Genomic DNA, 11,468 nt, shown 5'->3' with positions numbered 1-11,468 from the left:
CCCGGAAGCTGAGCGGCAGGGCCGCCTCCAAGCGCCCTGCCCTCACCACCGCGAACCAGACGCCTCACACCCCCGGCCCGCCGCCGGGACCCGGCTCCTCAGAGCCTGGCCCCCGCTGTCGAGGGTCGGTGCCTCAGAGCCTCATCCCCCGCTGTCGAGGGGCCGGTGCCTCAGAGCCTCGCCCCCCGCTATCGAGGGTCGGTGCCTCAGAGCACCGATCCGCCCTACGCCATCAGGCGCCCGGCCCCCGGCGAGGGGTGGGCGCCCGTCGACCCCCAGGGGTCAGAGCTTCTCCAGGGGTGCGTACGCCAGCAGCAGCGTCTTCTCCCCGTCGGCGCCGAAGTCGATCTTGACCTTGGTCTTCTCCGCCACTCCGTCCACGGCCACCACCGTGCCGAGCCCCCACTTGTCGTGCGTCACCCGATCGCCGGGCGTCAGCGACAACATCTGCCGCGACCCGCCGCCCCCGCTCCTGGGCGCCGGCCGCGCAGCCGGTTCCCGCCGCGTCGCCGCGCTCCAGGCCGACTTCTCGGGGTCGGTACGCCAGTCGATGAGCTGCCCCGGCACCTCGTTGACGAACCGCGAGGCCGGGTTGAACGACGGCGACCCCCACGAGCTGCGCACCGCCGCCCGCGTGAGGTAGAGCCGCTTCTGCGCCCGGGTGATGCCGACGTAGGCCAGCCGCCGCTCCTCCTCCAGCTCCTTCGGCTCGCCCAGCGACCGGACGTGCGGGAACACGCCGTCCTCCATCGCGGTCAGGAAGACGACCGGGAACTCCAGCCCCTTGGCCGTGTGCAGCGTCATCAGCGTGACGACGCCCTGCCCGCCGTCGGCGTCGGGGATCTGGTCGGCGTCGGCGACCAGCGACACCTGCTCAAGGAACTCCACCAGCGTGCCCTCGGGGTTGGCCTCCTCGAACTCCGAGGCCACCGAGACGAGCTCGTTGAGGTTCTCCAGGCGGGACTCGTCCTGGGGGTCTTCGGAGGCCTCCAGCTCGGCGCGGTAGCCGGTGGCCACCAGGATCTCCTCGGCCAGCGTCGACGGCGGCACGCCCTCGGCCTTGGCGATCAGCTCCTCCAGCATCGCCACGAACTCGCGCACCGCGTTGAGCGAGCGCGTCGCCATGCCGTACGCCTCGTCGGCCCGGCGCAGCGCGTCCCAGAACGAGATGCGCTCGCGCGAGGACAGCGCCTCGATCATGGCCTCGGCCCGCTCGCCGATGCCGCGCTTGGGCACGTTGAGGATGCGCCGCATCGACACGACGTCGGCCGGGTTGGCCAGCACCCGCAGGTAGGCCAGCAGGTCTTTGACCTCCTTGCGCTCGTAGAAGCGCACGCCCCCGACCACCTTGTACGGCAGCCCGGTGCGGATGAAGATCTCCTCGAACACGCGCGAGGCGGCGTTGGTCCGGTAGAACACCGCGACCTCGCTCGGCTTGACGCCCTCCTCGTCGCTGAGCCGGTCGACCTCCTGGGCCACGAACATGGCCTCGTCGTGCTCGTTGTCGGCGACGTAGCCCACGATCTTGGGGCCGTCGCCCTGGTCGGACCAGAGGTTCTTCGGCTTGCGGCCCTCGTTGCGCGCGATCACCGCGTTGGCCGCGGCCAGGATGTTCTGGGTGGAGCGGTAGTTCTGCTCCAGCAGGATCGTGCGGGCGTCGGGGTAGTCGCGCTCGAACTCCAGGATGTTGCGGATCGTCGCGCCGCGGAAGGCGTAGATCGACTGGTCGGCGTCGCCCACCACGCACAGCTCGGACATGTCGGCGCCCGGACGCACGACGTCGCCGTCGGCGGTGCGCAGCTCGGGATGGCCCACCAGCTCGCGGATCAGGATGTACTGGGCGTGGTTGGTGTCCTGGTACTCGTCGACCAGCACGTGCCTGAACCGCATCCGGTAGTGCTCGGCCACTTCGGGGAAGAGCTGGAACAACGTCACCGTGTTCATGATGATGTCGTCGAAGTCCATCGCGCCGGCCTCGGTCAGCTTGAGCTGATAGGCCTTGTACGCCTGCGCGAGCGTCTTCTCCAGGTGCGAGCCCGCCCTGTCGAGCGCGGTCTCGTAGTCGACCAGCTCGTTCTTGAAGTTGCTGACCTGCGCCGAGAACGAACGCGGCGGGTAGCGCTTCGGGTCGAGCTCCATCTCCCTGCAGACCATCGCCATCAGCCGCTGGGAGTCGGCCTGGTCGTAGATCGAGAAGCTGGACGGGAAGCCCAGCCGCTTGGCCTCGCGCCGCAGGATGCGCATGCAGGCGCTGTGGAACGTCATCACCCACATCGCCTTGGAACGCGGCCCGACGAGCTTGTCGATGCGCTCCTTCATCTCCCGGGCGGCCTTGTTGGTGAAGGTGATGGCCAGGATCTCGCCCGGATGCGCGTTGCGCTCGGCCAGCAGGTAGGCGATGCGGTGGGTGAGCACCCGCGTCTTCCCCGACCCCGCCCCCGCCACGATGAGCAGGGGGCTGCCATGATGGATCACGGCCTCGCGCTGCTGGGGGTTGAGGCCGTCGAGCAAGGGGTGGTCAACAGAGACTTGGGTCGGCACCCACCTAGGTTAAGACGCGCCACCGACAAACGGCGCCCGGAATGCCTTCGACGGGGTGCCGGTTGTCCTCCGTACAGGGTCCAGGAAGGGAAGCCATGCTGGCGGAAGCCGAGATCAACCGGGTACTTGTCGTGACCGCGCATCCCGACGACGTCGACTTCGCGGCGGCGGGAAGCGTGGCGCTGTTCGTGGAGCGGGGCGTGGAGGTCACGTACCTGCTCGTCACCGACGGTGACGCCGGCGGCAACGAGCGCACCCTCGACAACTCCGGCATGGCCGAGCTCCGCAGGACCGAGCAGCTCGCCGCGGCCAAGGCCGTCGGCGTGACGGACGTGCGCTTCCTCGGCTACTCCGACGGCCGGGTGGTGTCCTCGCTCGACCTCCGGCGCGACATCGCCCGAGTGATCCGCCAGGTACGCCCCGACCTGGTCATCACCCACCACCCCGACCGCAACTACCAGTTCGTCGCCCCCAGCCACCCCGACCACCGGGCCGTGGGCGGGGCCGCGCTCGACGCGGTCTACCCCGACGCCCGCAACCCCTACGCCTTCCCCGAGCTGCTGCGCGAGGAGGGCCTGGAGGCGTGGACGGTCAGGGAGGTCTGGCTGAACGGCGGCTCCACCCCCAACCACTGGGTGGACGTCACCGCGGTCATGGACCGCAAGCTCGCGGCCTTGCAGTCGCACGTCAGCCAGGTCGCCCACGTCGAGGGCTTCGTCGACTTCGTCCGTGGCCGCTTCGCCGCCTGGGCCGAGCAGGCCGGCTTCGGCGAGGGCCACTACGCGGAGGGCTTCCAGGTCGTGCCCACGGCCTGACCCGGTCGTTCCGCTCCCGGCTCAGGGGATCGAGCCCGGCGGCACCACCCAGAGCGCGGGCTGCCCGGTGACCTCGGAGATGATGTCGAAGGCCCGGTCGTAGTGCAGGATCGTCGCCTGATGCACCTCGGCGCAGGCGGCGATCAGCAGGTCGCTCGGCCCGATGCCACGGTGGTGAGAGATCCCGACCAGTTGCCTCTGCACCTCGACGGCCCGCGACTGCACCTCCTGGTTCAGCGGCAGGCTGACGCACTGGCGCTGCGCACGCAGGATGCGCCGGTAATGGACGAGATCAGGGGCGCTGCGGAGCACCTCCAGATCGATGACGGCGCAGGTCGCGACGACCTGCGCCACATAGAGCGGGTGAAGGGCCTTGGCGACGACGTCGCTCGTCCGGATGCGGGTGAGGGCGCTCTTGTCGAGGAGGTACGTCAGTCCTGTGGTTGCCACACATGCCGCGTGATCTCCTGGTCCAGGAGATCCGGGCTTCCCTCGGTACGCCAGAACTCGAATGCCTCGATTGCGCCGGCCCTCTCCTGCTCCCTGTCGACGTCGATCACTGTACGCATGCAGCACCACCTCCGTACCTCCACCGCATATCAGGACTTCTGATCTTGATAGCCGCATTCAGGGAGTCAGTGAGAGCTCCCGCGATGCGTGTCTCGGGTGAAGGTAAAGGCATCGAGGGGAACTTCCTGGACCGTTCCAAGGAGGTGAGGAAGGATTCTCATCTTCCGAGGTGGAAAACTCATCCTCGGCCGGAGGAAGTCTTCCCCCGGCCGTCGCGCCCAGCCTTCGCCGAGATCCTCGCGAAGAGGTAGCCGAGCGAGTTGGTCGCCAGGTGCAGCATCGACGGCGCCAGCAGCCCGCCGCGCCGCCGGAGCTCGCAGAAGAGCACCCCCGCCGCCGCCGTGGACACCACGCTGCCCGCCACCACCCGCGCGACGTCGAGACGGGCGGGCGACTCGCCTGCGGTCAGCGCGCCGAGCGCCGGGTTCGCGCGGGCCATGTCGATCGCCGGGAGGATGTGCCAGAGGCCGAACAGGGCCGAGGAGACCGCCGTGGCGGCGGCCGGGCCGTGCCGGCGGGCCAGCATGCCGTGCAGCGCGCCGCGGAACCCGACCTCCTCCAGCAGGACGGTCCCCAGGGGGACCTGGAGCAGGGACTCCTCCAGGACGCGGGCGCGCGAGAGCGACAGGGCGCGCTCGTCGTGGAAGAGCGGCCTGGTGCGGGGCACGGAGATGCCCACGGTGTAGACGGCGGCCACCGCCGTCGCCAGCGCGCCGCCGACGGCCGCTCCGCGGGACGCCTTCTCGAACCCCAGCTCACGCCACGACACCCCGTGCCCGCGTGCCATGGCCACGAGCGCGGCGGTGGCGGCGGCGGAGGTCAGGGGGGCGAGCCTGGGGGCGATCTTGTTGTTGAGGACGTTGGCGGCGGTGAGGACGGCGATCGAGCGCAACAGCACCCTTGCAGGCTACGTCGCATCACAGGACGTCGGCGACCGGTGGGGGCGGGGTGGTCGGTGGGTGGGGTCAGGAGGCGGCGGAGTTGCGCCAGCCTGCGGGGAAGCGGGTGCGGCGGCGTTCCTGGGGGGTGAGGCCGCCCCAGATGCCTTCCGTCTCGCCCTCGCGTAAGGCGTAGGAGCGGCACTCGTCGATGACCGGGCAACGGGCGCAGACCGCCTTCGCGCGGGCCTCCTGCAACGGTGAGGGCGCGAGCGGGAAGAAGAGGTCAGGGTCGCTGGACCTGCACGCGCCTCTGCGCAGCCAGCCGATCTCCTCCAGTGGCATGCCTCCACCGTAGAGGCAGGTCATGATCAGACACATCATCCTCTGGGTTGACCCGCGCGTACACCCTCAGCAGGCGCCCACGCCGTCCTCGTAGCCGCCGGCGAAGGAGGACTGGCGTTGCTCGGCGGTGCCGTGGGCGGCGGGGTCCAGCCAGTCGTCCGTGGGGTCGCCGGCGGCCTCCAGGCTGGTCATGAGCTCGTCCTCGTCACCGGGCTGGGCGCGCAGGGAGCCTGAGCCGACCAGGGCCGCCAGCGTCCCGCCGGCGTAGCAGTCGGCCTGCAGCTCGGCCTGGACGTTCAGCTCGAAACCGGTCCTGAGCTGGGCCTGGACGGCGTGCCCGAACTCGTGGGGGATGATCACGTACACCGAGCCGTCGCCCATGTCGTTCCACAGGGACTCCATCCAGGCCTGGTCGTAGGCGATGAAGTGGCCCTCGGGGCAGTAGAAGGCGTTGTTCGGCACGGACGGCTCGCCCCCGCAGGAAGGCCCCGAGCTCCCGGAGTAAGGGATGAAGTCGGCGATAGGCCGATAAGTCATCCCCTGCTGGTCGAAGAACTCCGTCCAGAACGACTCGGTGAGCGTGCGCGCGGCCCGGATGTCGTCCTCGAACGTGTCGGCCCCCTGGGCGTCCCTGGAGGCGGGCCGGGTGAGGCCGCAGCCGGCCAGCAGCAGGACGAGGGCCAGGACGAGGAGGCGGGGTCGCACGAGGTTCACACGTCCCAAGTGTGCACCGGATCGTTGCCGTGCATGCGGTCGATGTAGTCCAACGTCATGGCGCGTAACGCCTCGTGGCGGTCGCCGCCCTGCGCGCGCACCCGTTCGACCTGCCACGTCGCGCCCGTGCGGCCGGTCAGGCAGCGTCCCTCGATGATGCCGAGCAGCCGGTCGGCGACCGGCGTGTGCACCCCCCACGCGGCCAGGCCCTCGCGCGCCATGGGCAGCAGCCGGCGCAGGATCAGCTCGGCCGCCGGCACCTCGCCCAGCCCCGGCCAGTACAGCCGGGCGTCCAGGCCGTGCCGGGCCGCGGCGGCGAGGTTGTCCTCGGCGGTGCGGAAGGACATCTGGCTCCAGATCGGCCGCTCGGCCGACGGGAGCACGCGCATCAGGCCGTAGTAGAACGCGGCGTTCGCGGCGATGTCGGCGACCGTGGGCCCGGCGGGCAGGACGCGGTTCTCCACGCGCAGGTGCGGCACGCCGTCCACGACCGCGTAGACGGGCCGGTTCCAGCGGTAGATGGTGCCGTTGTGCAGGGTCAGCTCGTGCAGCTGGGGGATGCGTCCCTGGTCCAGCTCGGCCCGCGGGTCCTCCTCCTCGCACAGAGGCAGCAGCGCCGGGTAATAGCTGACGTTCTCCTCGAACAGGTCGAAGACGCTGGTGATCCAGCGTTCCCCGAACCACACCCGCGGCCGCACGCCCTGTGTCTTCAGCTCGGCCGGACGCGTGTCGGTGGCCTGCTCGAACAGCGCGATCCTGGTCTCGCGGTGCAGCTCCTTGCCGAACAGGTAGGGGGAGTTGGCCGCGACGGCGACCTGGGGGCCCGCGATGACCTGGGCGGCGTTCCAGTGCGGCGCGAACGCCTCCGGGCTCACCTGGAGGTGGAGCTGGACGCTGGTGCACGCGGCCTCGGGCGCGACGCTGTCGGCGTGGGTGTCGAGGCGTTCCACGCCCTCGATGCACAGGTGCAGGTCCTCGCCGCGGGCGGCGAAGATCTGCTCGTTGAGCAGGCGGTAGCGAGGGTTGGCCGACAGGGTGCCCTCGCTGATGTCCTGCTCGCGCAGCGTGGGCAGGATGCCGACCAGCACCAGGTGCCCGTCCTGGGAGCGGGCGCGCTCCTCGGCGTGGTTGAGCCGCCTTCGTACGTCCGCCTCCAGGTGGAGCGGGCCGTCGCCGGTCAGCTCCCGGGGCTCGACGTTGATCTCGATGTTGAACTGGCCCAGCTCGGTGGCCCAGTCCGGCTGCTCGATCGCGGCCAGCACCTGGGCGTTGCGCATGGCGGCCTCGCCACGGGCGTCCACGATGTTGAGCTCGATCTCCAGGCCGGCCTGGGGGCGGTCGAACTCGAAGCGGGACTCGCGCAACATCTGGGCGAAGACGTCGAGACATCGACGCACCTTTTCCCGATATTTCCGGCGATCGTCCCGGCTGAACACGACGACTGGCACGTCCCTGCCCATACCAGGAAATGTCGCACGGCTGGGCCGTCATGACCAGCCGGAGATCGACACGATGTCTCCGGCGGGCCGGACCACACGAAGATCATCGAGACGGCGCGCGCCCCCCTGGCATCCCCGTAGGGTTCGGGCATGCGTGTATTGATTACCGGTGGGGCGGGCTATATCGGCAGCACGATCGGGTCGGCGTGCCTCGACGCCGGCATCGAGCCCGTGATCCTCGACAGCCTCGTGACGGGCCGCAGGGAGTTCGCCGACGGACGGATCTTCTACGAGGGCGACATCGGCGACGGCGCCCTCGTCGACAAGATCTTCGCCGAGCACCCCGACATCGAGGCCGTCGTCCACTGCGCGGCACTGATCGTCGTGCCCGACTCCGTCGCGGACCCGGTCGGCTACTACCGCGCGAACGTCGCCAAGAGCCTGGAGTTCACCGACCACCTGCTGCGCAACGGCTGCGAGCGGATGATCTTCAGCTCGTCCGCGTCGATCTACCAGGCCGGCGCGGACCACACCGTGGACGAGAGCTCGCCGCTCGCCCCGCAGAGCCCGTACGCGCGGACCAAGGCGGTCTGCGAGGCCATGTTCGCCGACATCGCCGCCACCCGGCCGATCCGCATCCTGTCGCTGCGCTACTTCAACCCGATCGGCGCCGACCCGGCGATGCGCACGGGCCTGCAGCTGCGCCGTCCCAGCCACGCCCTGGGCAAGATGATCGAGGCGTACGAGGACGGCGTGCCGTTCGCGATCACCGGCACCGACTACCCGACGAGCGACGGCACGGGCATCCGCGACTACGTCCACGTCTGGGACCTGGCCGCCGCGCACGTGGCGGCGCTGCGCCGGTTCGACTCCCTGGACGCCGACGTGATCAACCTCGGCACCGGCGCCGGCACGACGGTCCGCGAGCTGGCCGAGGCGTTCAACCGGGTCGTCGACCGGCCGATCGACGTGGTCGAGGCGCCCGCCCGGCCCGGTGACGTGGCGGGGGCGTACACGCGCAGCGACCGGGCGCGGCGGCTGCTCGGCTGGGAGACCGGGTTCACCGTCGAGGAGGGCATCAGGCACTCGCTGGAGTGGGCCGCCCTGCGCGACTCCCGCCTCGCCTGACCCGCGCCCGGCGTGCCGGGCGCCGCGCCCGTCCCGCCAAGCGGCGACGGGACAGGCGCGGGCCTCGGCACGGGCGGGTGCTACTTGGCGACGCTCACGCCGAACGGCAGGTCGAGGGAGGAGATGTCGTCCTTGCCGTTCTCGAACTCGCTGGAGACGTCCTCAGCCGTCGGAGCCTTGATCGACACGGCGCCGCCCCAGCCGGTGAAGCGGGTGTCGACCCGCACGCCGTCCTTCTTGGAGCCCGAGCCGGTGATCGCGGTCTGCGGGAACGTGGCCACCAGGCGCACCGGCAGGCCGGCCGCGTCAAGGGTGAGCTTCCAGCTGATGACGCTCTTCAGCGCCTTGGCCGTGGGCCGCGGGTCGATCGCGGTCGCCCGGTACCAGGGCGAGACCTTCCGCAGGTCGCGGACGGTGATCGTGCCGGCGTAGCCGCCGCTCACCGGCTTGGCGGTCTTGAGCAGGGTCTTGAGCGTGGCCTGCTCGGCGACGTTCACCGGCTGGCCGAACACGCCGGTGATGCCGCCCGTCGGGCCGTTCTTGGCCTTGAACCAGGTCTCGCCCTCGGGCAGGACCGTGGTCCACATGCCGCCGGACAGGTACGACGTCGTGCCGATCCGGATCGTGCGCTCGGGCGTGGCGAGGGCCTTGGCCTCCTCCGAGGGCTCGTCGCCCAGGTCGGACATGTTGAGGGCGAACTTGCCCGTGATGTCCGAGGCGGCGACGCCCGACTTGCTGAACTGGAAGGTTCCCGTGCGCCGGATGAAGACCTCGCTGCGCGTGCCGTCGGTGATGCTGATGCGCTCGCTGAACTGCACCCCCTTGCCGGGGACGAGCTGCTTCTTCACGGCGGTCACGGGGTTCTTGGGCGCGGCCGCCTGGGCCGGCGCCGCGAGCAGCGCGGGGGTGGCGGCCACCAGGGCGGCGGCCGTCGCCAGCGCGACGCCGGTGAGGGTTCGCTTCATGTGCGGTTGTGTCCTTGTTTCGAGGGGGAGTTGTCGACAGCTCGGCGGCTCAGTCGAACAGGCCGAGCGAGCTGGTGGAACCGTCGGGGATGGCCTGGCGGAGCTTCTCGGCTCTCGCCCGCTTCTCGGCCATCAGGTCCTTGTAGGTGATGACCTCGTCCACCGGAGGGGCCTTGACGCTGACCTTCGCGCCCCAGCCCGAGAGCCGGGTCTCGACGACGCTCCGCGAGCCCGGGGTGAGGCTCTGGCCGGTGACGACGCGGTCGGGCAACGCCTGGGCGTTCAGGCCCAGCTGGTAGCGGAACCCCTCGTACGCGCCGGCCCCGCGCGCCTGCGCAAGGGTGAGCGCGCCCTGACGGAGGCCGTCCTTGGGGCCGGCGGCGTGCGAGACCAGGGCCTTGACCGTCCTGGGCGCCAGCACGTCGACCGGCTGGGCCGAGGTGATCACCTTGCCCTTGAGGTGCTCCATGAGCACCCACGTCCTGCCCATGGGCAGGTCGTCGGCCAGGTCGGCCGCCTGCACGTAGACCTTGCCGCCGACGCTGATCCAGCGTTGCCGGCTGTCGTCCGCGCCGATCGTCCTGAACACGACGTCGGCCGCGACGGGCCCGGACGCGCCGAACTCCACGGAGCCGGCCATGCGGGTGACCTGGCCGTCGCGCGGACGCTTCGACTCGGTCCGCGCGGTCTCGGAGATCGTCACCCCGTGGCCGGGGACGAACTGCCGCTTCAGGGCGGTGACCGGGTCCACGGCCGCCTGTGCGGGGACGGCCGGGATGAGTGCCGCGGCCGTCACCGCGGCCGCGAGCAATCGCTTCATGAGTGTCCTTAGGAGGGGGGCTACCTGATGGTGCCCAGGGAGTTGAGGGAGCCGTCCGGGATGTCCTGCGGAACGGCGCTGTCGTCGGCGAGTTCGGTGATGTCGGCCACCTGGTCGGCCGGCGGGGCCTTGACCTTGACCTTGGCACCCCAGCCGGTGAAGCGGGTCTCGGTCGTGCTGTGGCTGGCGCCGAGGATGCCGAAGTCGAGGGTCCAGTCGCTGACGACCCTGGTGACCAGGCCCTTGGAGTTCACGGCGAGCAGGTACGAGACCTTGACCTTGGCGATCTTCTTCTCGACGCTCTGGCCGTAGATCTTGCCGAGCTCCTTCACCGTGACCGAGCCGCGGTAGATCCCGCCCTTGGTGCTCGCGGCGTGGGAGACGAGCATCTTCAGCACCTTGGGCTCGAAGACGTCCAGCATCTGGTTGGAGGTGCTCATCCGCAGGCCGGTGTCGGGGTAGCGGACCCACTTCTTGCCCTCGGGCAGGCCCTCGCTGTAAAGGCCGCCCTGCGCATATACGTGCTTGCCCACGGTGATGGTCCGCGACGGCAGCAGCGACGCGTACAGGTCGGCGTTCTTGCCGGTGCTGCGATTGCGTACGTCCGAGGCGACGATTCCGGACCTGCCGAACTCCAGAACGCCGGACGTCTTCATGGTTCCGGTGCTCTTGCCGTCCATCGAGGAGCGGGACGTCTCGGTGAACCGTACGCCGTGTCCGGCGACGTACTGCTTCTTCAGCGCCTTCGCCGGATCCGCGGGCGCGGCCTGGGCCGGGGTCGCGGTCACGAGCGCCGCCGCGCTGGCCAGGGCCAGGCCCGCGATAATTCGCTTCATCCGATTCCTTCAGATCAAGAATGAGGGGAGCAGGAATCCTGCCAATTGAAGATCACGACCATATATCGACAGACACCGCATAAGGCAGCGAATTGGTGCACTTTCGGTGCAGAGGAGGACATGGTGAAGTGAGATCACCGTCACATAGCGGAAGAACCGTGCCCCGATGACCTGTGCAGGTCAAGCTTGGGGCTAGGCTTCACTGGCGGAAACGCCCGGCACGCACCCCTGAGCGTAGGAGCTCGCCGTGAGAGAGCGAGGCACGAAGCCGACACGAGCGGCGAGCGGACGCGACCGTCAGCGCAGTTGCCCGGGCCGTCGAACATCAGTCGGATAAGCAAGGACGGACCCTCGTGGACCTGTTCGAACATCAGGCGAAGGAGCTCTTCGCTGACTACGGCATCCCGGTGCCACGCG

12 protein-coding genes are annotated in these 11,468 nt (G+C 70.0%); 2 read left to right on the top strand and 10 right to left on the bottom strand.

What is annotated here, in order from left to right:
• Window positions 1-282: 282 nt before the first annotated feature.
• Window positions 283-2,541, bottom strand: coding sequence for a DNA helicase PcrA (gene pcrA, locus ACWCSD_RS36330; protein ID WP_449921791.1), 2,259 nt, complete (start codon window positions 2,539-2,541; stop codon window positions 283-285).
• 95 nt (window positions 2,542-2,636) lie between these two features.
• Between pcrA and ACWCSD_RS36325 the strand changes: the two genes are divergently transcribed.
• The gene (locus ACWCSD_RS36325) at window positions 2,637-3,356 is read left to right on the top strand and encodes a PIG-L deacetylase family protein (protein ID WP_397165176.1); all 720 of its coding nucleotides are present in this window, start codon (window positions 2,637-2,639) and stop codon (window positions 3,354-3,356) included.
• A gap of 21 nt (window positions 3,357-3,377) precedes the next feature.
• Here ACWCSD_RS36325 and ACWCSD_RS36320 read toward each other — a convergent pair whose 3' ends face one another.
• From ACWCSD_RS36320 to ACWCSD_RS36295, 6 genes are all read right to left on the bottom strand, one after another.
• Window positions 3,378-3,806: a PIN domain-containing protein gene (locus tag ACWCSD_RS36320; RefSeq protein ID WP_397165178.1), complete on the bottom strand. Its 429-nt coding sequence runs from the start codon at window positions 3,804-3,806 to the stop codon at window positions 3,378-3,380.
• Entirely contained in the window at window positions 3,788-3,925 is a 138-nt protein-coding gene (locus ACWCSD_RS36315) for a hypothetical protein (RefSeq protein WP_449921788.1), read from the bottom strand. Before ACWCSD_RS36315 ends, ACWCSD_RS36320 begins: the two co-directional genes overlap by 19 nt.
• Window positions 3,926-4,104: 179 nt before the next feature.
• Window positions 4,105-4,824: a lysostaphin resistance A-like protein gene (locus ACWCSD_RS36310; RefSeq protein ID WP_397165181.1), complete on the bottom strand. Its 720-nt coding sequence runs from the start codon at window positions 4,822-4,824 to the stop codon at window positions 4,105-4,107.
• A gap of 67 nt (window positions 4,825-4,891) precedes the next feature.
• Window positions 4,892-5,149, bottom strand: coding sequence for a WhiB family transcriptional regulator (locus ACWCSD_RS36305; protein WP_352323895.1), 258 nt, complete (start codon window positions 5,147-5,149; stop codon window positions 4,892-4,894).
• Between the two features lie 66 nt (window positions 5,150-5,215).
• On the bottom strand, window positions 5,216-5,863 hold the full coding sequence (locus ACWCSD_RS36300; protein ID WP_449921785.1) for a neutral zinc metallopeptidase: 648 nt from the start codon (window positions 5,861-5,863) through the stop codon (window positions 5,216-5,218).
• On the bottom strand, window positions 5,860-7,260 hold the full coding sequence (locus tag ACWCSD_RS36295) for a glutamate--cysteine ligase (protein ID WP_352323897.1): 1,401 nt from the start codon (window positions 7,258-7,260) through the stop codon (window positions 5,860-5,862). The genes ACWCSD_RS36300 and ACWCSD_RS36295 overlap by 4 nt, the downstream gene beginning before the upstream one ends.
• 192 nt (window positions 7,261-7,452) lie before the next feature.
• Here ACWCSD_RS36295 and galE point away from each other — a divergent pair, with 192 nt between their 5' ends.
• Complete coding sequence (gene galE / locus ACWCSD_RS36290) at window positions 7,453-8,430, top strand: UDP-glucose 4-epimerase GalE (protein ID WP_449921782.1); 978 nt, start codon at window positions 7,453-7,455, stop codon at window positions 8,428-8,430.
• An 80-nt stretch (window positions 8,431-8,510) separates the two neighbouring features.
• On the opposite strand, the gene ACWCSD_RS36285 is transcribed toward galE, so the two are convergent.
• From ACWCSD_RS36285 to ACWCSD_RS36275, 3 genes are read right to left on the bottom strand one after another with little or no spacing between them, the layout of a single operon-like run.
• On the bottom strand, window positions 8,511-9,395 hold the full coding sequence (locus ACWCSD_RS36285) for a hypothetical protein (protein WP_397165185.1): 885 nt from the start codon (window positions 9,393-9,395) through the stop codon (window positions 8,511-8,513).
• Between the two features lie 49 nt (window positions 9,396-9,444).
• Window positions 9,445-10,215: a hypothetical protein gene (locus tag ACWCSD_RS36280; RefSeq protein ID WP_449921780.1), complete on the bottom strand. Its 771-nt coding sequence runs from the start codon at window positions 10,213-10,215 to the stop codon at window positions 9,445-9,447.
• 20 nt (window positions 10,216-10,235) lie between these two features.
• Window positions 10,236-11,051 carry a hypothetical protein gene (locus ACWCSD_RS36275; RefSeq protein ID WP_449921778.1) on the bottom strand — a complete coding sequence of 272 codons (816 nt, stop codon included), beginning with the start codon at window positions 11,049-11,051 and terminating at the stop codon, window positions 10,236-10,238.
• Between the last annotated feature and the right edge of the window lie 417 nt (window positions 11,052-11,468).

Source organism: Nonomuraea sp. NPDC001684 (genome assembly GCF_053596515.1).
Note: the sequence above shows the minus strand (reverse complement) of the source record. Positions and strands in the feature narration are given on the sequence as shown.